The sequence below is a fragment of the Dysgonomonas mossii genome (assembly GCF_004569505.1).
GTDB lineage: Bacteria > Bacteroidota > Bacteroidia > Bacteroidales > Dysgonomonadaceae > Dysgonomonas.
Window position 1 is genome coordinate 802,799 of sequence record NZ_SPPK01000002.1, and the last position, 24,413, is coordinate 827,211.

Annotated in this window: 19 protein-coding genes and 1 riboswitch; of the genes, 13 read left to right on the forward strand and 6 right to left on the reverse strand. The window is 37.2% G+C overall.

The genetic code is table 11. The features are described from left to right. Positions 1-33: 33 nt before the first annotated feature. The 6 genes from E4T88_RS08755 to E4T88_RS08780 all read right to left on the reverse strand — a co-directional run bounded on the left by E4T88_RS08755 (position 34) and on the right by E4T88_RS08780 (position 8,683). The gene (locus tag E4T88_RS08755) at positions 34-1,866 is read right to left on the reverse strand and encodes a peptidase U32 family protein (protein WP_135105071.1); all 1,833 of its coding nucleotides are present in this window, start codon (positions 1,864-1,866) and stop codon (positions 34-36) included. Positions 1,867-1,988: 122 nt separating this feature from the next. Beyond that, the gene (gene metA / locus E4T88_RS08760) at positions 1,989-2,939 is read right to left on the reverse strand and encodes a homoserine O-acetyltransferase MetA (RefSeq protein WP_135105072.1); all 951 of its coding nucleotides are present in this window, start codon (positions 2,937-2,939) and stop codon (positions 1,989-1,991) included. Between the two features lie 254 nt (positions 2,940-3,193). After that, positions 3,194-6,058, reverse strand: coding sequence for a tetratricopeptide repeat protein (locus E4T88_RS08765; protein WP_135105073.1), 2,865 nt, complete (start codon positions 6,056-6,058; stop codon positions 3,194-3,196). A 171-nt stretch (positions 6,059-6,229) separates the two neighbouring features. Beyond that, positions 6,230-7,102 (reverse strand): Cbp1 family collagen-binding glycoprotein adhesin, encoded by an 873-nt coding sequence (locus E4T88_RS08770; RefSeq protein ID WP_006843001.1) that lies wholly within the window; start codon positions 7,100-7,102, stop codon positions 6,230-6,232. Positions 7,103-7,152: 50 nt separating this feature from the next. Then, positions 7,153-7,827 carry a 16S rRNA (cytidine(1402)-2'-O)-methyltransferase gene (gene rsmI, locus E4T88_RS08775; RefSeq protein ID WP_135105074.1) on the reverse strand — a complete coding sequence of 225 codons (675 nt, stop codon included), beginning with the start codon at positions 7,825-7,827 and terminating at the stop codon, positions 7,153-7,155. Positions 7,828-7,951: 124 nt separating this feature from the next. Then, on the reverse strand, positions 7,952-8,683 hold the full coding sequence (locus E4T88_RS08780) for an inorganic diphosphatase (RefSeq protein ID WP_135105075.1): 732 nt from the start codon (positions 8,681-8,683) through the stop codon (positions 7,952-7,954). Positions 8,684-9,009: 326 nt separating this feature from the next. Between E4T88_RS08780 and E4T88_RS08785 the strand changes: the two genes are divergently transcribed. The 13 genes from E4T88_RS08785 (at position 9,010) to E4T88_RS08850 (ending at position 24,279) form a co-directional block, all read left to right on the forward strand. After that, positions 9,010-10,500 carry a 2-isopropylmalate synthase gene (locus E4T88_RS08785; RefSeq protein ID WP_006842998.1) on the forward strand — a complete coding sequence of 497 codons (1,491 nt, stop codon included), beginning with the start codon at positions 9,010-9,012 and terminating at the stop codon, positions 10,498-10,500. Positions 10,501-10,526: 26 nt separating this feature from the next. After that, a complete protein-coding gene (locus E4T88_RS08790; protein WP_135105076.1) occupies positions 10,527-11,639 on the forward strand; it encodes an acyltransferase family protein in 1,113 nt (370 codons plus the stop codon). Beyond that, positions 11,629-11,988, forward strand: coding sequence for a hypothetical protein (locus tag E4T88_RS08795; protein WP_135105077.1), 360 nt, complete (start codon positions 11,629-11,631; stop codon positions 11,986-11,988). Before E4T88_RS08790 ends, E4T88_RS08795 begins: the two co-directional genes overlap by 11 nt. 9 nt (positions 11,989-11,997) lie before the next feature. Next, entirely contained in the window at positions 11,998-13,392 is a 1,395-nt protein-coding gene (gene leuC, locus E4T88_RS08800) for a 3-isopropylmalate dehydratase large subunit (protein ID WP_135105078.1), read from the forward strand. 188 nt (positions 13,393-13,580) lie between these two features. Further along, positions 13,581-14,171, forward strand: a complete 591-nt coding sequence (leuD, locus tag E4T88_RS08805; RefSeq protein WP_135105079.1) for a 3-isopropylmalate dehydratase small subunit — start codon at positions 13,581-13,583, stop codon at positions 14,169-14,171. Between the two features lie 100 nt (positions 14,172-14,271). Further along, on the forward strand, positions 14,272-16,752 hold the full coding sequence (locus tag E4T88_RS08810) for a glycoside hydrolase family 127 protein (protein WP_135105080.1): 2,481 nt from the start codon (positions 14,272-14,274) through the stop codon (positions 16,750-16,752). A 21-nt stretch (positions 16,753-16,773) separates the two neighbouring features. Beyond that, positions 16,774-18,285 carry a hydroxymethylglutaryl-CoA lyase-like TIM-barrel protein gene (locus E4T88_RS08815; protein ID WP_135105081.1) on the forward strand — a complete coding sequence of 504 codons (1,512 nt, stop codon included), beginning with the start codon at positions 16,774-16,776 and terminating at the stop codon, positions 18,283-18,285. A 257-nt stretch (positions 18,286-18,542) separates the two neighbouring features. Then, positions 18,543-19,613, forward strand: coding sequence for a 3-isopropylmalate dehydrogenase (gene leuB / locus E4T88_RS08825; RefSeq protein ID WP_135105082.1), 1,071 nt, complete (start codon positions 18,543-18,545; stop codon positions 19,611-19,613). A gap of 270 nt (positions 19,614-19,883) precedes the next feature. Next, positions 19,884-20,462: a 50S ribosomal protein L25/general stress protein Ctc gene (locus tag E4T88_RS08830; RefSeq protein ID WP_135105083.1), complete on the forward strand. Its 579-nt coding sequence runs from the start codon at positions 19,884-19,886 to the stop codon at positions 20,460-20,462. A gap of 16 nt (positions 20,463-20,478) precedes the next feature. After that, positions 20,479-21,042 carry an aminoacyl-tRNA hydrolase gene (pth, locus tag E4T88_RS08835; protein WP_135105084.1) on the forward strand — a complete coding sequence of 188 codons (564 nt, stop codon included), beginning with the start codon at positions 20,479-20,481 and terminating at the stop codon, positions 21,040-21,042. Between the two features lie 107 nt (positions 21,043-21,149). Then, a complete protein-coding gene (locus E4T88_RS08840; RefSeq protein WP_135105085.1) occupies positions 21,150-21,569 on the forward strand; it encodes an RNA-binding S4 domain-containing protein in 420 nt (139 codons plus the stop codon). Between the two features lie 113 nt (positions 21,570-21,682). Further along, positions 21,683-21,886, forward strand: a riboswitch (cobalamin riboswitch). A gap of 188 nt (positions 21,887-22,074) precedes the next feature. After that, a complete protein-coding gene (locus E4T88_RS08845) occupies positions 22,075-22,290 on the forward strand; it encodes a cysteine-rich CWC family protein (protein WP_135105086.1) in 216 nt (71 codons plus the stop codon). Between the two features lie 255 nt (positions 22,291-22,545). Further along, on the forward strand, positions 22,546-24,279 hold the full coding sequence (locus tag E4T88_RS08850) for a phosphoenolpyruvate carboxykinase (ATP) (protein WP_135105087.1): 1,734 nt from the start codon (positions 22,546-22,548) through the stop codon (positions 24,277-24,279). Positions 24,280-24,413 lie beyond the last annotated feature (134 nt).

The window sequence follows — 24,413 nt, forward strand, 5'->3', positions numbered from 1 at the left end:
CCACGTTTATGGGGGCTAAAGATAGATAAAATATTAATTAATGGAGTCATTGAATACCTTCATTTCGCAATTTTTACAATCAAAAAAAAGTCTCAGCCTTGTATTGTTGTACACCAAATAAAAAGGTTCTTTATAAGGATGTTTTTCATTGCCTTCTTTAGGACACCAGCCTAATGACTGTTTGATGCAATGACGGGTAAACATTAAAGGAACATCATTCTGTACTTGCTTCTCAAATGCAGGCTGTGTTACCGCAGACTGATGCTGAACATAAAACTGCTTACTCTTCTCATTCATCACATTTCCGAGATATGTAATATTGGAAATAGGAAAGACATGAGAGGTCTGTTTATGAGGAACGATATCTTGACGATATCTAATCTTTCGAACAGATAGTAGCTTGTCTATGAGTTGCCTTCTCCACTCCGATAGAACAGAGGCAGGAATAAACCAACTGTTTTCGAAGTCAAATATTACATCGTTCACCTTAAATATTGTATTACCTGTTTTGCTTAGGTTGTTCCGTATACTTTCAGTTTGATCTTTTTGAGCAGGTTGCTTTTCTTGTTCAAAATTGATAATTGCATGATTATCATCCTCATCTCTAATTTCAAGAGAAAAGCCAAATGTTGTTTCTTTTAAGATTATTGATATCTCTATTTTACGGTCGGCAGACTTTTTTGATAATAATTTCTCAAACTCATGATCATAGTTTCTATACACATAAGTTCCCTTTTTTAGTTCGGGAATAGTTGCCGGATATATGGTATCTCCTTCTACACGGTTTACATTAATACCTTCGAGTTCTTTCTTATTGTTGAAAAAACAAAGTCCGTCTCCGTTATGCAACTTTTTGGTACTATTTATCTTGATATATTTTGTTGTAACCTCAGTGATTTTGCCAATCGGTTCACCTACAGACTTTGGAGAGTCCAGCGACCACATATTATTTGTGCGTTCGTGCAAGAAATACTTTGTAAAGCCTCTGTTAAAACTCTTCTCAAGATTTGGCTCAAATGTATAACTTGATTTTCCCGACGATGATCTTATATATTCCGGGTGCCTTTCTATAATATGGTCGAGTTTGGTACGATAATAAGCAACAACATTCTTTACATACGAAATATCTTTTAGTCGCCCCTCTATTTTTAAAGAACTCACTCCGGCTTCAAGCAGCTCTTCCAAGTTCTCCGATAAATTGAGATCTTTCATCGACAGAAAATGCTTTTTTTCCATGATCTCTTCTCCTTCGGCATCACTCAAAGTATAAGGTAGGCGACAATATTGGGCGCATGCTCCTTTATTCGCACTTCGTCCCGATAAAGCCTGACTGAGGTAACACTGACCGCTATAGCATACACATAATGCTCCATGTACAAATACTTCGAGAGGTGTGTTCACTTGTACTGCTATATCGTGTATTTCGTCTATTGTCAACTCACGAGGTAGTACTATTTGTTGAAAACCTGCCTTTTCTAGAAACTTTACTTTGTCAGCCCCTCGGTTATCCATCTGTGTACTTGCATGTAGGGCAATAGGAGGGAGGTTAAGCATCGTAATGCCCATATCTTGAATGATCAAAGCATCTACCCGGGCATTATTGTATAGCTGCCATATCAGTGCTTCTGTTTCCCTCAGTTCATTGTCATTCAGTATTGTGTTGAGAGCTACATATACCTTCGCATTGTACAAATGTGCATATTCAGCCAGAGCCTTAATGTCATCGAGTGTATTGCCGGCAGCAGCCCGTGCACTGAACTTTGGCGCACCTATATATACTGCATCCGCTCCATGATTGATTGCCTCGATACCACATTCAAGGTTCTTGGCAGGCGCAAGTAATTCTATTTTTCGTACTTTAAGCAAGAGATTGTCTTCTTTTATGTTTCTGAATAAAAAGTAACAAAAGTAACACGTTTTTTATTGTTACCTTTTTGTTGTTGGAACTTTCTTATATATAGATAAATTTACAAAGAGGATATGCCTTTTTATTTTTCATTCATCAAATCAAGATCTCCCATATTTTTGATTTGAGTTTTATCGTATGGAGTTTCTTGATACACGAAGTAGTTAAGCCAATTATTAAATAATAAATTTCCATGTCCCGACCAACGTACTACGGGAGGATTTGCCGGATTGTCGTTTTTGTAATAATTGCTTGGAATTTTTATTGGTAGTCCTTTCTCTGCATCTCTTACGTACTCGTTATTCAACGTGTAAGGAGCATATTCTGAATGACCTGTCAGATAGAACTCACGTCCTCCGCGCGACATAACGATGCCTACTCCCGAATCATCAGACTCGGACAATATTTTAAGTCCGCCACTATTTAGTATCTCATCTCTTCTTACCGTAGTATGGCGACTGTGTGGAATGTAGAATTCGTCATCAAAGCCTCTGAATAGTGGAAACTTCTTGTCATGTACTACATGCTTGAATACCCCGAACATTTTTTCAGGAAGAATGTATTTATTTATGCCATAAAAGTGATACATGGCCGCCTGAGCCGCCCAGCAAATATAGAGTGTAGATGTAACATGCGTACGTGCCCAGTCGAATATTGCAGATATCTCGGACCAGTATGTAACTTCTTTAAATTCGTAGAGTTCTACCGGGGCTCCGGTAATAATCATCCCGTCATAGAAGTCATCTTTTACGTCGCTAAAACTTTTATAAAACATCTGCAAATGTTCTTCCGATGTATTTTTTGATACATGTGTTTCGAGCATCAAGAAGTCAACTTCTACTTGTAACGGATTGTTCGACAATAATCTGATCAGATCCGTTTCGGTCATAATCTTTATCGGCATGAGATTTAGTATGAGTACTCTCAAGGGACGGATGTCTTGTTCGTCAGCCCTTAATTGACTCATAACAAATATATTCTCTTTTTTCAGAATCTCTATAGCCGGAAGATTATTGGGGATATTTACTGGCATTGTCGCTAAGTATAAGTGATTGATAAAATAAGCTGTTGTTTTGTTATGTTAAACGAAGCAAAACTCCCTTATCGATAGTGATACGAGAAGCTCCGTTATTTTTACATAACAAAAGGATATGCATTTATAATGCAAAGTTACAAAAATAACAGTAATATTTATTTTCTATCAAAATTTAGAGAGTATTTCACTTCTGAGTAATAATATAATAGAAAAAAGTGTGTTGGATTTTGAATTTGTTGAATAATCGGTTGCTATCCTTCTTCTAACTCTTCTAAGCTTTTGATAAGTTCTTTTGTTTTTTCAGAGAATCCGGCCTTATCTTCAGGGTCAAGAGACAGTACTTTGTTGTAGTCAGACAGAGCCTCTTCAAACCTTCCTAATGTTTGTAACATAGCTCCTCTACATAAATATCCTAAAACACTATTAGGGTTTAGTCCTACTACTTTGTTAAAGTCCTCATAGGCTTCTTGGTATTTACCCAATGTAGAGTATAGATTTCCTCTTTTTATATAGGCATTAATATATTCGGGATTTAGTTCGATGCATTTACTATAATTAGCGATGGCTTGTCCGTATACAATTCTGTTTTCATAATATATACCTCGGTTCAAGTAGGCTTCTACCAGAGTTGAATCAAGCTCAATTGCTTTATTGAGGTCAGGAAATGCATTCGCATCATCTTTAAGCTTGATATATATAAGTCCTCTGTTGTTGTATGTAGCGGCTTTATTAGGCTGTATTTTTATAGCCTGGCTATAGTCGTTTATTGCAGCTTCATAGTTTTCTTGCGAAGCATATATAAGCCCTCTCATCAGATAAGCGTTGTAGTTGGGGACTAATTCGATGCTTTTAGTATAGTTTTCAATAGCTAAAGGGATGTTACTATTAATGTTTTGTTCTATAATACCTATGTTATAATAGGCAATACTAGAATTAGGGTTTAGTTCAATTAATTTTTTATAATCTAGTAAGGACATATCGTATTTTCCAACATGGTAGAAAACATTTCCTCTCTCAAGATATGCGTCTATATATTCCGGATTTAGTTCGATTGCTTTGTTGTAATCGTTCAGAGCTCTATCAAAATCTTTATATGCATAGCTATATGCATTTCCTCTGAAATAATAAGTCTTGGCATTCTGATTGTTAAATTCTATGGCTTTGGAGAAGTCTTCCATTGCTTCCGAATATTTGGTGCTCTGATAATATACTAATGCTCTATTATGGAATGCCAGAGAATATGTAGGGTCAATTTCGATTACTTTACTATAGTTTTTTATCGCTTCGGGTATATTGCCTATTTTACTAAAGTAAATAACTCCTCTGTTTAAATAAGCTTTAAGATACAGGCTGTCAATTTCAATGGCTTTTGTATAATCGTCTAAAGCCTTTTGATTTTCGTTGATACTTGCATATAAAACACCACGGTTGAAATATCCATCTACGTAGGTTGAATCTAGCTCCAGCACTTTATTGTAATCTGCTAATGCTTTCTCCGGTTGATTCAAAATATCGAAAATAGCTCCTCTATAATTGTATACTTTTGTGTCGGTGGGGTTTATTTCTATCACTTTGTTATAATCCTCTAAGGTGGCTTCATATTTTTTTAACATGAGAAGGGCATCAGCTCTGTTTCTGTAACTAAGTTCATAGTTTGGGTCGAAGTTTATAGATTGCGTAAAGCCATCAACAGCTTCTTGATAGTTGCCTAATTTTAGATTAGCATAAGCTCTGTTATAATGTGCAACATCATCTAAAGAGTCTATGCTTATTACTTGATCGAAATCATTTATCGCTGAAATATATTCTCCCGTATTAAGTAAGATTGTTCCACGTTCCATAAATGCCTTTTTTTCAAGAGGGGCTATTTTTGTCGCTTTATTATAATCTTCAATAGCTTTATCATATTTTTTTATGCTTTTATATACCTCAGCCCTGTTGTTGTAAGCCTTCAAAAATGTAGAATCAATATCGATAGCTTTTGTATATCCTTCAATGGCTTTATCATAGTCATCTAATATATAGAATGCATTAGCTCTGTCGTTGTATGAGGTAGCATCCATTGGATTTAGTTCTATCGCTTTACTGTAATCTCTTATAGCTTTGTTGTAGTCTCCAAGATCGTAATAAGATGATCCTCTTCTGTAATATGTTGAGGAATATGTAGAGTCCAGATTTATCGACATCGTCAAGTCTTCTATCGCTTTGTCTAATTGCTCCGTTTCCATGTAGATATATCCTCTATTATAATAAGCAATGTCATTCTCAGGATCTAGTTCTATTGTTTTTGTATAATCAGCAGTAGACTTCTCTAGTTCGTTTATCTCATAATAGCATATTCCTCTGTTGAGATAGGCTAAAGAATAGTTAGGAGACAGTTCAATCACTTTGGTATAATCTCTAATTGCATCCTGATACTTTTCAATATTCTGAAATATACCAGCTCTTCTGTTATAAGCATTTACATAAGTTGAATCTATCTCAATGGCTTTATTGTAATCAGCCAGAGCTTTGTCATATATTTTTTCACTATAATACATGCTTCCTCTCTTGTAAAAAGGGTCAGCAAGGTTAGATTCAAGCTTTATTGCCTTATTATAATCTTCCAAGGCAAGTGTAGGTTCTTCCTGTATTTCATATATGCTTCCTCTGTTCAGATAAGCATCGATAAGAGTAGAATCCAGGTTGATAGCTTGTGTCAGATCGCTTAATGCTTGGTCATAATTCTCAAGTTCGTAATAAAAACTCCCTCTTAGAGAATATACAAATCCGTTTTCGGGTTCTATTTGTAATGCTTTCTCGAGGTCGGCCATTGCAAGATCATACTCTGATGATACGAAATAAGCGCTCGCTCTAACCTCATAAGCGTCAATATAAGTGGAATCTTTCTTGAGTATCATTTCAAAAACCTGCATAGCATGTTCGATGCTGTCTTGTTGACAATATTCAATTCCTTTTTGTAGATATGTTTTTAAAGGGATTGTATCTTCGTCTGTGACTATATTTGAGTAATCCCCAAATCTATTTTCTTGATTTGCTAAAATACAATGATGTGCAAAGAGAGAAGCTATACCGATAAGTATACCTCTAGTAATTTTGAATAAAATAGATTTCATAGAATTAGCATTAAGAGATTTTCGTATTTGTTATTCAAATATATACTATAATTCTGACAGAATATTAAGAAAAAGTATATTTATTTAAGTTAATTAAGACCTGTAGTATCGCTACAAAAAAAGCGCTATCTGTAAAAGATAGCGCTTCTTGATATTATATCGTTGTTATTATCAACCTACTTCGATGATTAAGAATTTAGTTAAACTCCAGAATCTCTTATAGTCTGTAATTTTGATAACTATAGTTCCTTTTGCATCTTTGTCTAAAGTATAACTGTCTTTAGGGTGATCTGACAAGAGTTTAGCTTTCTTGTCATAAACAGGAATACTGTGAGTGTCACGGATATCAATTCTTATGAACTTACTCTTCTCGATGCTTTCTTTCAAAATCTTAGGAGAAGCAAGGAATCCGCCCGAAACAATTTTAGCTTCTTTAAGCTCTTTGCTTGTGCCGAACATATAATAAGCAGTATTCAACTCCTTGTCTTGTTCTTTAATCTTAGATGCTTGTTCCGCAGTCTGAGACGATAATGTTTCTACATTTGAAGTTAATGATTGTACATCTGTTTGCAATAAAGCTATTTGCTCGTCACGTGCTGATAATGATTTTTGAAGTTCCGAAATAGTGTTAGCTCTTTCTACTAACTCCGAATTCAAACGTTCGATAGTTGCTTTCAAGCCTGACATTTGTCCCGAATTGCTTTTTAGCCTTTTATTTAGTTTGTCAATATCAGTTTTGTTCTTTTTCAATATTTCATTGATCATTTCAAAATTGTCTTTGATACGTGTTTTTGTATCATTCGACATTTCCCCTTTAGACTTGGATTCGATAGATAGGAATTTTTCAGCTTCTCTTATTTGTCTGAAATTTTCTTCTACATCGTTAATCAAAGTATTCATTTCCTCCAATTCGCTATTACTTTTGCTCGTAACTTGAAGAAGAGAGTCGCGTTGAGCCTGTAAAGCTTTATATTCATCCGAATTTTTTACGTTACATGATGCTAATGCTAATAAGCATAGACATCCAACTACTAATTTTTTCATAAACTAATATTTAAGTTGTTAGATTTCTTTTTCTATTATAGTTTAAAAATTTATTCTTCTTTACCTGCAAGCACTATAACAAATTCTCCTCTGGGTTCGTTCATTGTATAGTGTAATATTAAGTCTTTGAGGCTGCCTCTTAAGACTTCTTCATATCTTTTGGAGATTTCGCGACACGTTGCCACATATCGTTCTTCCCCCATATATTCTGCTAATTGTGTTAACGTTTTTAATACCCTATGCGGAGATTCGTATAATACAATAGTCCTTGTTTCTTCGGCCAATACCTTCAAGCGGGTCATTCTCCCTTTTTTCTGAGGTAAAAAGCCCTCGAAACAGAATCTGTCGCAAGGAATACCCGATGCGACAAGAGCCGGAACAAAAGCCGTTGCACCAGGCAAACACTCTATATCAATACCCGCAGCAACACATTCTCTGACAATCAAAAATCCCGGATCAGAAATTCCCGGAGTACCCGCGTCTGAGACCAGTGCCATATCTTCGCCTGTATTTATACGTTCTACGATATGAGCTACAGCCTTATGTTCATTAAATTTGTGATACGATTGCATTTTGTTTTGTATCTCGAAATGCTTCAACAAAATACCTGTTGTTCGGGTATCCTCAGCCAGTATAAGAGACACTTCTTTTAATAGTCTGACTGCCCTGAAAGTCATATCTTCTAAATTACCTACTGGGGTAGGTATAACATATAATTTACCCATTTCCTTTCCTACTGTATACAATACATATCGATTCACAAAGATAGAAAAAAAATGAACCGCTAATTAAAAAACGTAAATAATGTCATTTTGTTGTATTATCAGCTCTTTTGTCCCCTTATTTCTTTTATGATTTTATTAGTTTGTATAACTCATTCCATTTTTCATATAGAGCTTTCATCGATGGTAGTACGATGTTTGCACCCGCATCGGCTAATATTTTGTCAGGCATTGGTCCTGTGTTTACAGCAATCGTAAAGATGCCTGCGGCAACCGCTGCTTCTACTCCTCTCGGTGCATTTTCTACAACGATCGCTTCGTTTGGTTTCAGGTGTCCGGCTTTTTCCAGCCCCATCAGATAAGGCTCGGGGTGCGGCTTGCCATGTTTCACATCAAAGGCTGTTACCATTCGTTCTTTCTTAAATAATCCCGGGAAATTGTGTTCCAGTTTATCTATCAGGGTCGGTTGTCCCGATCCTGTAACCACGGCACAGATCAAACCCCCGTCATGTACTTTTTTAACGAAGTCGTAAGCGTATGGAATCAGGCTTCCGTCATTGTATTCCGAAAACAGTTCGGTCTTACGCTTATATATTGCATTTACTTCTTTTTCGGTAGCTTCTCTTCCTTTTTCCCTTTTCATCAGGTGGTTTATTGTATGGCTACCCACCATTCCTTCGTATAGGTAGAATTCTTCGGGTGTACTTGGTATATCAAATTCGTCCATTGTTTCTTTCCATGATTTGGCATGCCATTTCATGGAGTCGTACAGAACTCCGTCCATATCGAAAAGGACTGCTTTGAGATCAAATTCTGAATAATTATGTTTGCTTAGATATTCGTTAAAAGTGGTGATCATGATTTTATTTAGTAAAATATGTGCAAAGATACGTTTTATCGATTTAATTACCTATAATGTGTAAATGTCATAACAAAATCAAAAAATAAAACTTTTTATTTGTTTTTCTGAAAAAATAAAATAACTTTGTCAGCCAATAAAGTAAATATTGAATATGAATTTACATAGTATTATTATTAGTTCACTCATTCTGCTCTGGAGAAATTTAGAGTGAGCATTGCTATGTAGTATAAACGATAAAGAAAAAACTAGAGCCTTTCTCACTGTAAAGTAGATGAGAAAGGCTTTTTTTTATGTAGAATATCAGGATTTAATTAAAAACAGTTATGGACAAGTTATTTATTTTTGACACCACATTGAGAGACGGAGAGCAAGTTCCGGGTTGCCAGTTGAACACAATCGAGAAAATTGAAGTAGCCAAAGCCCTCGAAATGCTCGGTGTTGATGTAATCGAAGCTGGTTTTCCTGTTTCTAGTCCTGTAGATTTCAACTCGGTGGTTGAAATATCCAAGGCTGTTACTTGGCCTACAATCTGTGCTCTTACACGTGCTGTGGAAAAAGATATAGAAGTAGCTGCCGAAGCCTTAAAGTATGCCAAGAAAAAACGTATACATACAGGTATTGGAACTTCGGAATATCATATTAAGCATAAATTTAATTCGACACAAGACGAAATTATAGAAAGAGCTGCTGCTGCTGTCAAATATGCGAAGCGTTTTGTAGAAGACGTTGAATTTTATGCCGAAGATGCGGGTCGTACCGACAATGCTTATCTTGCGCGCGTGGTACAAGCCGTAATTAATGCCGGAGCTACTGTCGTAAACATTCCTGATACTACAGGGTACTGTTTGCCCACGGAGTATGGCGCTAAGATAAAATATCTGATTGATCATGTGGATATGAAGAATGCTATTCTTTCTACACACTGTCATCAAGACTTGGGTATGGCTACGGCAAACTCTATAATGGGTGTCTTAAATGGAGCCCGTCAGGTGGAAGTGACAATAAACGGTATTGGTGAGCGTGCCGGTAATACGTCTTTGGAAGAGGTTGTTATGGCTATTCATAGTCATAAAGAGTTGAAAATTGAAACAAATATCAATACGCAAAAGATATATCCAACCAGTCGCTTGGTTTCTAATCTGATGAATATGCCTGTTCAGCCAAACAAGGCTGTGGTAGGGCGTAATGCCTTTGCTCATTCATCGGGTATTCATCAGGATGGAGTTCTGAAACATCTTTCTACTTATGAAATTATCGACCCTAAAGACGTCGGTATTGATGATAACGCCATCGTTTTAACTGCCAGAAGTGGGCGTGCCGCATTGAAAAATAGACTAAATTTGCTTGGCATAGAAGTCGATGATGATACATTAGCAGAATATTATCAACGTTTTCTTGACTTGGCAGATAGGAAGAAAGATATTACCGATGAGGATATCCTGATCTTAGCAGGTAGAGAAACAGATAAAATGCATCGTATCAAGTTGGATTATCTACAGGTGATATCAGGGCTAGGAATACGTAATGTGGCGAATGTAGGACTTGATATTGCTGGCGAAAAATTTGAAGCCTCGGCTTCCGGTAATGGGCCAGTAGATGCTGCCATAAAAGCGATCAAGCAAATCATACGACGTCAGATGGTTATTGAAGAATTTTTGATTCAGGCAATAAACAGAGGTAGCGATGATATTGGAAAGGTACATATGCAGGTAGAACACGAAGGAGTAAACTATTACGGCTTTTCTGCAAATACTGATATTGTAACCGCTTCGGCGGAGGCGTTTATAAATGCAGTAAACAAATTTGTAAAGTAAAAAAGATACAGACAAAGTCAAAATAGATGGAGCCCCAAAAATACCAATATATAGACAGCTTGAGAGGAATAGCGATTCTTTTGGTTGTACTTGTTCATGTTGGTATAGTTTTGGATAACATGATAGATTATTTTCCGAAAGATAGCTTGTTGTTGTCGATAATAGGGAATGGAGCATATGGCGTACAGCTATTCCTTATTGTAAGTGCATATACATTGACTATGTCGCATTACAATAGGCTGGATGAGCCACACAAAAACCGGAATTTCTTTATTCGTCGTTTTTTCAGGATAGCACCTATGTATTATATAGCTATTATTTATTTTACACTGGATAAGTACCTACAATTCAATTTTGTAAATCCTGATTTTTCGGCAATACCAATTCGGTCTATGTTGAGTAACATTTTCTTTACCAATGCACTTATCCCTGAGCATACCAATAATTATGTGCCTGGAGGATGGTCGGTATCGGTGGAGTTTTTGTTTTACTTTATGCTACCGTTTATATGCAGTAAAATAAAAACAGTAAATGCTGCTCTACTATTGTTTCTGTCTACTTTGACATTAGCGTTGATTATTGATCCTTTCATCAAGGCGAATACAATATATCCATATTTCCATGAATATAATTTCTTTGTTCAACTGCCGGTATTCCCATTAGGGATATTAGCTTATTTCTTTTTAAATAGAGAACAACATGAAATAAAACCTTTTACATGGGTGTACCTCTTGGGAATGATGATTGTATTTTGTTATATATCAGTTCCGAAGCATATTATGTTTAGTCTTGTGTTTGTATTATTACTCATTATTCAGGCTAGATATAGCTTCAAGCTATTCTCTAATCGCTTTCTGGCAGAGGTCGGAAAAGTAAGTTTCAGCATGTATCTTTTGCATTTTGCCGTTGTGTATCTTTTTAATAGATTTGGTTTTTACCGAATTATAGAGGTTACTGATTTTACAACATCGCTTCTTAATTTTCTATTGATGTATATTGTTGTTGCGGGGGTGGCTTTTGCTATATCCAGTATAACATATAGGCTAATTGAAGTGCCGGGGCAAAATCTAGGTAAGAGACTAATTAAAAAATTGTCTTTCGATCCTATTTCTCATACTAAAGCAATAAATGGAAACTAAAAAATATGAATATATTGACAGCCTTCGCGGAATGGCTATATTGATGGTTATTCTGGTTCATATTCCTTTTCAGAAGGGAGTCGTTCCATTATGTCGTAAATTTACTTCTAACGAATACTTCCGTCGACCAAGGACATTGTCTTATTTAGTTCTAATAACTCTTATCTATTGTTATATTGCTATAAATTATGACTTTTTAGATAGATCTGCAACATTTTACTTTATATTAGCATATTTGTATATATTCACATCGGGCTATATATGCTCGGTCTTTACTCATAAATTTATTGAAGTTCCGGGACAAAACTTGGAACGAAAAATTATTCAAAAGTTGAATCAACAAAAATAAACTTGAAAAATGAAAACTCTATTCGACAAAATCTGGGATGCACATGTGGTGTCATCCGTTGAAAATGGCCCCACACAATTGTATATAGATCGCCATTTTTGTCATGAGGTTACAAGTCCTCAGGCATTTAATGGACTTAGGGCGAGGGGGCTGAAAGTCTACCGTCCCGAAAAAACAACGATAACGGCCGACCATAATACGCCGACTATCAATCAGGATCAGCCTGTAAAAGATCCGATTTCGAGAAATCAGTTGGATACATTGTCTAAAAATGCACAGGATTTTGGCATTCAGTTGTTTTATCCTTTGGGACATCAAAAAAATGGAGTAGTACACATTATAGGGCCGGAAAACGGATTTACTCAACCCGGAATGACTATTGTGTGCGGAGATAGCCATACTTCTACACATGGTGCTTTTGGTGCTATTGCATTTGGTATTGGTACTAGCGAAGTAGAAATGGTTTTGGCTACGCAGTGTATTCTTCAGACACGTCCGAAGACAATGCGCATCACATTTAATGGAAAATTGGGTGAAGGTGTTTCGGCTAAAGATTTAGCTCTATATATGATCTCTAAGTTGACTACCGGCGGTGCTACCGGTTATTTCGTAGAGTATGCGGGTGAGGCTATTCGCAACATGTCTATGGAAGAGCGTATGACACTATGTAACCTAAGTATCGAGATGGGTGCTCGTGGAGGATTGGTTGCTCCCGATGAGACTACTTTCTCTTATGTGAAAGGTCGTGAATTTGCACCTAAAGGAGAAGAGTGGGATAAGGCATTAGCATATTGGAAAACATTAAAGACTGACGAAGGTGCGAAATTTGATAAAGAATTTACATTCGATGCCGCAGATATCAAGCCGATGATTACTTACGGAACTAATCCGGGTATGGGTATGGGTATTGATGAATCGATCCCTACATTGGATGAAATAGATGAGGCCGGACGTATTTCTTTCCAGAAGTCTATGGATTATATGGGATTCAAACCCGGAGAAAAGGTAGAAGGCAAATCAATAGATTATGTATTTCTTGGTAGTTGTACCAATGGACGTATCGAAGATTTCCGTGTGTTTGCAAACTTTGTAAAAGGGAAGAAAAAGGCTGATAATGTAATCGCTTGGTTAGTTCCGGGAAGTTGGAAAGTAGAACAACAGATCAAAGATGAAGGACTGTATGATATTCTTAAAGAGGCAGGCTTTGAACTTCGCCAACCGGGTTGTTCGGCATGTCTTGCGATGAACGATGATAAGGTGCCTGCCGGTAAATATGCGGTGTCTACATCAAATCGTAACTTTGAAGGGCGTCAGGGTCCGGGTGCTCGTACTATTCTTGCCGGTCCACTTGTGGCTGCTGCTGCTGCTGTGACAGGAAAAATTACAGACCCTAGAAATCTTTAATAAGACTAATTTTCTAATATGCCAATATGCCAATGAAAGAAACTGGGAATGTGATAATAGATTTATCTTTCAGGTTTACTTTGGATATTGTTTCATTTACAGAAGATAATTAACAAAATAATAAACACCGCCAAATCGAGATAATTGGCATATCGGCACATTATCATATTGGCACATTGATTTATATTATGGAAAAATTTCAAACACTTACATCAACATACGTTCCACTTCCTATTGAGAATGTGGATACAGACCAAATTATACCGGCTCGCTTTTTGAAGGCGACAGATAAAGAAGGTTTTGGTGATAATCTTTTTGCCGATTGGCGTTACAATAAAGACGGAAGTCCCAAAGCCGATTTTGTGCTCAACAATCCTACATATAGCGGAGAGATACTTGTTGCCGGAAAGAATTTCGGTAGCGGTTCCAGTCGCGAGCATGCAGCGTGGGCTGTTGCCGGATATGGATTCAAAGCTGTTGTTTCAAGCTTCTTTGCGGATATTTTTAGAAACAATTCACTAAACAATGGAGTACTTCCCGTTGTGGTTACACCTGAGTTTCTTTCCGAAATATTTGCTTGTGTAAATGCTGATCCAAAAGCCACATTGACAATCAATCTGGAAGAACAAACCATAACAAACAATGTTACGGGGAAAACAGAAAGTTTTGAAATCAACCCTTACAAGAAAGAATGTTTATTGAAGGGACTTGATGATATCGACTATCTGTTATCTAAAAAAGAATTGACAGAAAAGTACGAAACGGAACGTCCTTTGTAATTTTATAATAATCTAGTAAGCAGCTATCTGCTATTAGATTATGCCTGTCATCATTGTTGAGATGCTAAATGGTTCTGAATAAGAAGAGATATATCCCCAAATGAAAAAAGGTATTTATATATTCATTTTTATTATGGCTTCTGTGAATATTTATTCTCAGAATATCTTAACTCCTGTATCGTTTGAGCAAGTGACTCTTACTGATAATTTCTGGAACAATAGGATGAGGATCCAAAAAGAAGTATTGGTTCCTGTGGCATTCGAACGGACAGAAATTGCCGTAGAAGATCTTCGGCGCACAGGGAATTATCTGAAAGGGATCGAAGGGCCTTTACCATCTGATAGCAGATTCAGCACTTCCGACTTGTTTAAGGTTATCGAAGGTGCGGCCTATCTGTTAAAGATGGAGCGTGATCCAAAATTAGAAAAGCAGATAGATGATATTGCAGATATTATAGCTCAGGCTCAGCAACCCGACGGCTATTTGTACCCTCCTCATATTACGGGGTCTTATAAGACCGCACCATTGTGGGGTGGGGCAGGAATGGGCGATAAGCCCTATTCGTGGGTAGTGCACAGCCATGAATTGTACAACATGGGGCATCTATACGAGGCTGCGGCTGCATATTATCAGGCTACCGGCAAAAAGAACCTGCTGGATATTGCGACTAAGAGTGCTAAGCATATAAATAAAGTCTTCTTTGAAGGGGATTCGAATTACAATGGTGGTAAGCCTGTAAATCAAGCTCCCGGACATGAAGAAATAGAAATCGCATTGGTGAAGCTTTATCGTGTGACTGGAGATCCGCTATATCTCAATATGGCGAAAAAGTTTATCGATATACGAGGTGTAACCTATGTGCCCGATGGTAAAGGAACCATGTCGCCCGAATATGCACAGCAGCATGCGCCTGTACGTGAGCAGGATAAAGCAGTAGGACATGCCGTGCGTGCGGTTTATCTTTATTCGGGTATGTCTGATGTAGGTACATTGACGGGGGATACAACTCTTTCGCCTGCTTTGGATAAGATCTGGGGCAATATTGTGGACACACGGATGCATATCACAGGTGGGCTGGGGGCTATACATGGTATCGAAGGCTTTGGTCCTGAATATGAATTGCCAAATAAGGAAGCATATAATGAAACGTGTGCCGCTGTAGGCAATGTATTCTTTAACCATCGTATGTTTCTTCTCGAAAAAGACGGTAAATACATGGATGTTGCCGAAGTGTCACTCTTGAACAATGTTCTAGCGGGAGTAAATCTTGAGGGAAACAAATTTTTCTATGTTAATCCTCTTGCCTCGGATGGTAAAGTTGATCGTTCATATTGGTTTGGAACTGCTTGTTGCCCTACAAATTTAGCGAGGCTTATTCCTCAAATTTCGGGTTTGATGTATGCGCATACCGATAATGAAATTTATTGTTCTTTCTACACCGGAAGTAAAGTAAACTTTGCTCTTACATCCGGAAAAGTGGCACTAGAGCAAAAAACGAATTATCCGTTCGATGAAAGTATCGTATTAACTGTAAACCCCGAAAAGAATGATCAGACGTTTTCAATAAAAATGCGAATCCCTACGTGGGTCGGTTCTCAGTTTGTACCGGGTAAATTGTATAGCTATATTGATAGTAATTCGAAAGCGTGGGAACTATATATAAACGATAAGAAGGTCGGAAATTTATCTTTTAAGAAAGGTGAAGTTTCTCTTGACAAAGGTTTTGTTTCTATCTTCAGAAAATGGAAGAAAGGAGATAAAGTAGAGCTTAAACTACCTATGCCTGTTCGTTATTCACATGCTATAAAGGAAGTGAAAGCAGACAATGACAGGGTAGCTATCTCCAGAGGTCCGTTAGTATATTGTGCAGAGGGTATTGATAATACTGAAGATGTGAACAGGTATTATCTGACTAAAGTATCAACAGATGCTAAGGTACAGAGAGATGATACAGGAATATTGAAGGGGATAGACCTAATAAAAAATGTTTCGGCAGACTATATAGATGTAAAAGGTAATATTCATCAGGCTTCACTGAATCTTATTCCATATTATGCATGGAACAATCGAGGAGTTTCGACAATGAATATTTGGTTTGCTGAGAATGAAAAGAAAGTGCGTGAAAGCGTTGCGATTCTTCCTGTAGCGATAAAAGATATAAAAGCGACTTATACAAACGAAGGCGAAAATGTATTCTCTATTGTTGACGGAAAGCATCCGAAGAATTCTAAGGATACAGAAGTCAATCGATGGACTTCTTGGAACAAAAAGGGGGAAAAGCAAAGCATCGATTTCACCTTCGAGAAGCCTACTGATATAAAAGCCTTTTCGGTTTATTGGTATGACGACAATGGCGGAGTTCGTTTGCCGGATGTTTGGAACTTGGAGTATAAAGATGATAGTGGTTCTTGGAAGCCATTCCCATTATACAGTACCGATTCATATAGTTTGCTCAAAGATCAATTTAATCTTGTGCATTCTGATGGAGATTCTTTTGTTGTAGAAAGTATCAGATTGAATGTAACGCCAAAAGCCGACAGTGCGGTTGGTGTCTTGCAAGTGCGGTTTGATATTAAGTAATTAAGAAAATTAAAGATTACCATGATAGAAATAATGGACACAACCCTGAGAGACGGCGAACAAACATCGAGTGTTTCGTTCTCGGCTCAGGAGAAGATGAGTATAGCTCACTTGTTGCTGGTTGATCTCGGCGTAAATCGTATCGAGGTAGCATCGGCACGTGTTTCGAATGGTGAGTTTGAAACTGTAAAAAAAATCGCTAATTGGGCTAAATCCGCAGGATATATAGATAATATTGAGATATTAGGATTTATAGATAAGGGAGCTTCGCTCAATTGGATAAAAGACACAGGATGTAAAACTATAAACCTGCTGACAAAAGGTTCGTATAAGCATGTGACCGAACAGCTGCGCAAAACACCCGAACAGCATCTTGATGATATTAAGGCTGAAGTGGAATTGGCTCAAAAGTTGGGTATCACAGTCAATGTGTATCTCGAAGATTGGTCTAACGGAATTGTGAAATCCGAAGATTACGTCTATTACATGATGGATGGGATGAAGGATTTGCCGATAAAGCGATTTATGCTTCCCGATACCTTAGGGGTATTGAATCCACATAGTGTATGGCGCTGTTGTCGGCGGATGATAAACCGTTACAGAGATCTTCATTTTGACTTTCATGCTCACAACGACTATGATCTTGCTGTGGCGAACACAATGGTGGCAGCAGAAGTGGGAGTGAGAGGCGTGCACCTGACGATGAATGGACTGGGAGAACGAGCAGGAAATGCTTCCCTTGCCAGTGTGATTGCAGTTTTTCACGACCAATTGAAATTAAAAACTTCAATAAAAGAAGAAAATATAAATAGGGTCAGCCGTGTAGTAGAATCCTACTCGGGACAGGTAATCTCCGCTAATCAGCCAATTGTCGGAGACAATGTTTTCACACAGTGTGCCGGAATACATGCTGATGGTGATAACAAGAATAACTTGTATTATAACGACCTCTTTCCGGAACGTTTTGGTCGTGTTCGCGAATACGCATTAGGTAAATTGTCTGGCAAGTCTAATATCCGAAAGAATATTGAGGCTTTGGGCATTGAACTCGATGAGGATGATATGACTAAAGTGACAAACCGAGTGATAGAATTGGGTGATAAAAAAGAAATTATTACACAAGACGATCTCCCATATATCATTTCGGATGTGTTGAAAAACAACGAAAAGGAAAGAAAAATCAAGATATTGTCGTTTGCATTTTTATTGACAAAGGGCTTACGTCCTACAGCTACGGTAAAAGTTGAAATTGATGGGCAGGAACATGAGTGGACTGCACCGGGGGACGGACAGTATCACGCTTTTTCGAAAGCTTTGTATAAGATATACTCACGTTTGGGTAAGCCTACCCCTACGTTAGTGAACTATGCTGTTTATATACCACCCGGCGGGCGTACCGATGCTTTGGTACAAACGGTAATTACGTGGGAATTTAATGGTAAGACTTTCAAGACAAGAGGTCTTGATGCCGACCAGACAGAAGCAGCGGTAAAGGCTACCGAAAAGATGCTGAATATGATCGAAGATCTGTAAATGACTTTTCTGCAAATGAAAGGAGAGCGGGTTGAATGGGTTGATATAGCAAAATGTATCGGAATAATATGTGTTGCTATGGGACATATATTTCAATACCAGATGCTTGCTACAAGATAGTATATCTGTTTCATATGCCTCTTTTCTTTATTCCTTTTATCGTATCTTTAATAGATTTGAAATTACGCAGGTACTTTTTTAGGAAAATATAAGAGTAGACAGATTCAAAAATAATTACAATTTTAAAATATAGATTGATGAAATTAAACATTGCAGTGCTCCCTGGAGACGGAATAGGACCTGAAATTATAGAACAGGCATTGAGAGTGACAGAAGTAGTTTGTGAAAAATTTGGTCACGAACTTTCTTATGAATATGGTATTGTTGGAGCTTCGGCAATCGATCAGGTAGGCAATCCATATCCTGATGGAACGCACGAATTGTGTATGGCTTCTGATGCTGTGCTGTTTGGTGCAATCGGAGATCCTAAATATGACAACAACCCTTCAGCAAAAGTACGTCCCGAACAAGGGCTTTTGGCTATGCGCAAAAAGTTGGGATTGTATGCTAACCTTCGCCCTGTAAGTACATTTCCCACACTAGTACATAAATCGCCCCTTCGTTCCGATTTGGTAGACGGTGCTGATTTTATGTGTGTGCGTGAATTAACGGGAGGTATGTATTTTGGTCGCCCACAAGGACGTAGCGAAGACGGAGATACTGCTTATGATACTTGCGTTTACACTCGTGAAGAAGTAGAGCGTATACTTCATCTTTCATATAAATATGCTCAGATGCGTCGCAAAAAAGTGACAGTAGTAGATAAAGCGAATGTATTGGCTACTTCTCGTCTATGGAGACAGGTTGCTCAGGAAATTGAAAAACAATATCCTGATGTGGAAACCGAATATATGTTTGTAGACAATGCTGCTATGCAGATTATTCAATGGCCTAAGCGTTTTGATGTACTTGTTACAGAAAACTTGTTTGGAGATATCCTTACCGATGAGGCCTCTGTGATTACCGGATCGTTAGGTATGTTGCCATCGGCATCTATTGGTATTCACACATCTGTGTTTGAACCGATACATGGCTCATATCCTCAGGCAGCAGGCAAAAATATCGCAAATCCATTAGCCACTATTCTTTCGGCAGCAATGATGTTCGAATATGCATTTGAACTGAAAGAAGAAGGTAAGCTGATTCGTGATGCTGTTAATGCATCTATGGATGCAGGAGTAGTAACTGAGGATATTGCATCGAAAGAAGGAAAAGCTTATTCTACATCGCAAGTAGGCGACTGGATTGTAAATTATTTGAAGGGATAAATTTTTTTCTATGATATTGTGAAGAGGCTGTTCGTTGCGTACAGCCTCTTTTTGTCTTTATCTCAATAGTGATATGCCTGATAGGTTACTTTCAATGGGCTCTTTCCATTTAATATTTGCACATTGTAGTCTTCTGCAAAATATTACTTTCATAAACATTAGGAAAAAAGATGTAAAATATTTATCTTTGCACCGCTTTTATAAGCCCGTACGTGTGATGGGAATAAGGAAGCAATCCTTAATTTGAGTAACACAATTTAAAATTAAAAGATGAAAACGTTTGAATTAAAAGGAGAAGCCAGAACAGATCTTGGCAAAAAAGCGACAAAAGCATTTCGTAAAGAAGACAAAATCCCTGCTGTAATTTATGGTGGAGATCAAACTGAAGCAATTGCTTTTACTGTTACAAACAGCGATGTTCGCAAACTCGTTTATACTCCTGAGATTTTCCTTGTAAACCTAACAATAGGAAAAGACAGCTATAAAGCTATATTGAAAGATGTACAGGTACACCCGGTAACAGATGCTATCTTGCACCTTGACTTCCTTCATGTATTTGAAGGCAAACCGATTGTAATGGACGTTCCTGTTATTTTGGACGGACTAGCAGAAGGTGTAAAAGCAGGGGGTAAACTTTCACTTGACCTGCGTAAGATTAAAGTAAAAGCTCTTTACGATAAGATCCCTGAGAAAGTACACGTTGACGTAACAAGCCTTGCTCTTGGAAAATCTATCCAGGTAGGTGAACTACACTTCGAAGGACTTGAACTGTTAAATGCTAAAAATGCTGTTGTTTGTCGCGTTCAATTGACTCGTGCTGCAAGAGGTCTTGCTGCTAAAAACGGCTAATAATAGGATATATTGAATGAAATACTTGATTGCCGGCCTCGGTAATATTGGTAGAGAATACGAATATACCCGCCACAATATAGGATTCAGAGTATTGGACGCTTTAGCTAAAGCGTCCAATATTGTTTTTGCTGACAGGCGTTATGGCTTTGTATCTGAACTAAAGGTCAAAGGACGTACTCTTATTCTGCTAAAGCCATCTACTTTTATGAATCTTAGCGGAAATGCTGTTCGTTATTGGCTAAACCAAGAAAAGATACCGATTGAGAATCTTTTAGTAGTTGTAGATGATCTTGCTTTACCTTTTGGGTCTTTACGCCTCAAAGGAAAAGGTAGTAGTGCCGGACATAACGGACTGGGTAATATACAATCTGTCCTAGGAACACAAGATTATGCCCGCCTACGCTTTGGTATAGGTAACGAATTTTCTCGGGGAGGTCAAGTCGGCTATGTGCTCGATAATTTCAGTGACGAAGAGGAAAAAGAGCTTCCTGTGAAACTGGAGACCTGTGGCGAAATAATCAAAAGCTTTTGTCTGGCAGGTATCAACAACACCATGAACCAATACAATAATAAATAAAACCAAAGAAGTTAGAAACGCATTCTTTCGTATCTAATATATAACTTTGATAAATGATGTGAAGCCGGTCTTGTTTGCGGACATATTGGCAAAATTCTGATTCTATTATGAAAGAACCCAAAAACGAAGTACGTATAGACAAATGGCTGTGGGCTGTTCGTCTTTTCAAAACTCGTTCTATAGCAATAGAAGCATGTAAAAAAGGACGTATCTCCATCAAAGGAGTTACTATAAAACCCTCTCGATCAATTAAGGTGGGCGATGTGATAGAAGTGCGCCGTCCTCCGGTTACTTATTCCTTTGAAGTCCTCAACCTTTCGGAAAACAGAATGGGAGCCAAGCTTGTGCCTGAATTTATGAAAGATGTGACATCTGCATCTCAACTTGAAATATTAGAAATGTCTAAGGTGAGCGGTTTTGTAGATAGAGCTAGAGGAACAGGGCGACCAACAAAAAAAGATCGTCGTGAATTGGATCAGTTTACAGAAGATTACTCTTTCTTTGATGATTGGGATTTAGAAGATTGAGCACAAATTATAGTTCGAAACTTATTCCTTGCAGAACACACTCTTATGAAATAGTAATTCATTATACCAGCAAAAACTTCCTTATTTATATTTGTTCTTATTTATAATTCTATATCTTTGTTACCATAATTGGTGTTATATATTCGAAGTCTTGGATATATAATGAAAAGGGAATCAGGTGTAAATCCTGAACAGTCGCGCTGCTGTAAGCTTCGCTAAACGTTTATACAAATCCTCAAAGCCACTGTTTTTCATAAACGGGAAGGTCGTATAAAACGGAAGTAAGTCAGAAGACCTGCCAAAAAATAAATTTCATCTTTCGCGAAAAAAGATAGAAAGTTCAAGAGATTTTTCTCTGATTATAAAAAATTGATTTTGGTTGAAGTATTTATACTATCATCTCTTGCAATGTCATATTTCGGTATCTGCAAATGAGGTTGTATATTTTAAATAAACTTTCTCCCTGATCTTATTATATATTCAATAACAATAAAAACTTACAACAATGAAAAAGATATGTCAAAGATGTTCGGCCGCTTTCAGCTGTAGAGAAGACCGTGTAGAATTGTGTAGCTGCCGTAGAGTTTCTTTAGTTTCAGGGGTACGCGATTATATAAAAGATAACTATAGTGACTGCCTTTGTCCTAAGTGTTTAAGCGAAACAAATACTTACTTTTTTGCCTTTGATGTTAATCCTAAATTCATAAAAGACAAAAAATAAAGTATTTATAAGCAACACCAATACAAGGTAATAGCAAAAACTTATTTTTAATTTACAATTTATTATAAATTTAGTCTTTAATTCGTTTAATTGTATAGGTAAGTTTCCTTAAATTTGATGTTGGAAAACAACGCAATTTGAATGTTTTCAAATCAAGTATTGAAGTTTGCAATCTCCTGTCACAAATGGAGATAGGAGATTGCAAATCGATATCGAACCGAATAGAAATAATAACTATAATAAATAAAATTAAACATGTTACAAGAGTTTACTTTAGGCGAAGGAAAGGCGATTATCAACTTCACTCTTAAGTTTTGCGACACGAGGCAAAAAATATTAAATAGTTACGGTTTTCATCGGGTTATTGAAGCTTTTATACAAAGATTGAAAAAGAATGATGTCATTATCTACGATTATTATATCAAAGAATTCAAGACTGACGAAGAATTTCAAAAAACATTGATAGAAGCATTTAAGCTACTTACTGTATGTAATCCCGATGAGGTGCAAAACGTACATAACAAGTATGCTATCTTCTTTAACGATAAAGACTTATTTATAGAGCTTATAGAGCTTCTCTATGGCTTCTGGCGTAGAATGGAACGTTATACTATAGTGCATAACAATTCCATCAGCAGCGGGCTGCAAAGTGTGCGTTTTTTACATGCCAACGAGTTGTTCAATGAGTTGGTACTTTCCATTTACCGCCGCATTCAGGAAACTGTAATGGGGTATCAGCATCTTGTGTATCGCCAGCTTACAGCGGGGGCAAATGCAGGGTTAACTCTTAGTGACATTACTTGGAACTGCCCAATAGAATACAATGGGTTGACTTCTATTCCGTTCATTACTTCTGTTATGTTTAAACCACCGTTTATTTCATATACAAAAAGAAACACACGCGACGGCATTTTTCAAGAACATACAACAAATCCGGTAGAAAATATTATTCTGAATGAAGATGACTGGTTCTTATTTCCTGCTAAAGTAGGGAATATGCTGACCTTTGTTTATTTCCACAAGGATTATATGGTTCACGGATTTGCATTATCTAACCTTTTTGAACTAGCCAAAGCCAGTGAATATATCGGTAAAAAACCGGATATAATATATGTGTTCGGATATCCTGATGGAATAGAAGAGAAACGTACTTTCTACTATAAGGATAAGAAAAATGATATTCTTATCGGTTACGCTAATCATTGCGACGATATCGACTATTTTGGCTATATGAAAAAAATGCTTCTTACACTTCATAACGTGAAGCAAATGGAGCAAGGCCGATTGCCGTTACACGGAGCTATGGTAAACATATTGCTCAAGAATGGTACAGAAGCCAATATCGTTATTATAGGAGATAGTGGTGCCGGAAAATCTGAAAGTTTGGAAGCTTTCCGTACGCTTAACGAGAAATATATACGTCATATGCGTATCGTATTTGATGATATGGGTTACCTCAAAAAAGAAGAAGATGGTACGATTAAGGGGTATGGAACCGAAATCGGAGCATTTGTCCGTATCGATGACCTTGACCCTATGTATGCATTCCAGCAGTTAGAGAGAGGCATCTATTCTAATCCTGACAAAATAAATGCTCGCATTACGATTCCTGCTGCAACATACGATGTTATATCTAAAGGATATAAAGTAGATTATATCTTGTATGCGAATAACTATACAGAATCTGCTCAGAAGATTGAGTTTTTTGATAATCTCGACGAAGCGATTAAAATATTCGAAGCCGGAGCCCGCAAAGCAAAAGGTACTACTACCGAGAATGGTTTGGTAACATCCTATTTTGCCAATCCTTTTGGGCCTGTACAAGAAAAGGAGCTTGCAGGCAAGCTGATTAAAGAATTCTTTAATGATATGAATAACAATGGTGTAAAAATAGGAGAGATATACACCTCGCTTGCTATTGACGGACATACTAAGGATGGACCTCAATTGGCAGCAGAAGAGTTGTTTACAATGATAAATAATGATTAAGTGGAGTAGAGATGAGTTAAGTATTAGCTCGTCTCTTTCTTCGATAAAATTTGCCTGACTACTCAACGCTTACTTAAACTTTTGATAATGTATGGCGTTAAATATTATAACGGAGAAAAATACAACTAATAATT

Bases quoted from the DNA above. Each gene is read 5' to 3' on its own strand.
- leuD (WP_135105079.1), top strand. From the start codon at position 13,581: ATGGAAAAATTTCAAACACTTACATCAACATACGTTCCACTTCCTATT.
- E4T88_RS08790 (WP_135105076.1), top strand. From the start codon at position 10,527: ATGGAGCCCCAAAAATACCAATATATAGACAGCTTGAGAGGAATAGCG.
- E4T88_RS08785 (WP_006842998.1), top strand. From the start codon at position 9,010: ATGGACAAGTTATTTATTTTTGACACCACATTGAGAGACGGAGAGCAA.
- E4T88_RS08815 (WP_135105081.1), top strand. From the start codon at position 16,774: ATGATAGAAATAATGGACACAACCCTGAGAGACGGCGAACAAACATCG.
- E4T88_RS08845 (WP_135105086.1), top strand. From the start codon at position 22,075: ATGAAAAAGATATGTCAAAGATGTTCGGCCGCTTTCAGCTGTAGAGAA.
- metA (WP_135105072.1), bottom strand. From the start codon at position 2,939: ATGCCAGTAAATATCCCCAATAATCTTCCGGCTATAGAGATTCTGAAA.
- E4T88_RS08850 (WP_135105087.1), top strand. From the start codon at position 22,546: ATGTTACAAGAGTTTACTTTAGGCGAAGGAAAGGCGATTATCAACTTC.
- E4T88_RS08770 (WP_006843001.1), bottom strand. From the start codon at position 7,102: ATGAAAAAATTAGTAGTTGGATGTCTATGCTTATTAGCATTAGCATCA.
- pth (WP_135105084.1), top strand. From the start codon at position 20,479: ATGAAATACTTGATTGCCGGCCTCGGTAATATTGGTAGAGAATACGAA.
- leuB (WP_135105082.1), top strand. From the start codon at position 18,543: ATGAAATTAAACATTGCAGTGCTCCCTGGAGACGGAATAGGACCTGAA.
- rsmI (WP_135105074.1), bottom strand. From the start codon at position 7,827: ATGGGTAAATTATATGTTATACCTACCCCAGTAGGTAATTTAGAAGAT.
- E4T88_RS08830 (WP_135105083.1), top strand. From the start codon at position 19,884: ATGAAAACGTTTGAATTAAAAGGAGAAGCCAGAACAGATCTTGGCAAA.
- E4T88_RS08840 (WP_135105085.1), top strand. From the start codon at position 21,150: ATGAAAGAACCCAAAAACGAAGTACGTATAGACAAATGGCTGTGGGCT.
- E4T88_RS08765 (WP_135105073.1), bottom strand. From the start codon at position 6,058: ATGAAATCTATTTTATTCAAAATTACTAGAGGTATACTTATCGGTATA.
- E4T88_RS08795 (WP_135105077.1), top strand. From the start codon at position 11,629: ATGGAAACTAAAAAATATGAATATATTGACAGCCTTCGCGGAATGGCT.
- E4T88_RS08810 (WP_135105080.1), top strand. From the start codon at position 14,272: ATGAAAAAAGGTATTTATATATTCATTTTTATTATGGCTTCTGTGAAT.
- leuC (WP_135105078.1), top strand. From the start codon at position 11,998: ATGAAAACTCTATTCGACAAAATCTGGGATGCACATGTGGTGTCATCC.
- E4T88_RS08780 (WP_135105075.1), bottom strand. From the start codon at position 8,683: ATGATCACCACTTTTAACGAATATCTAAGCAAACATAATTATTCAGAA.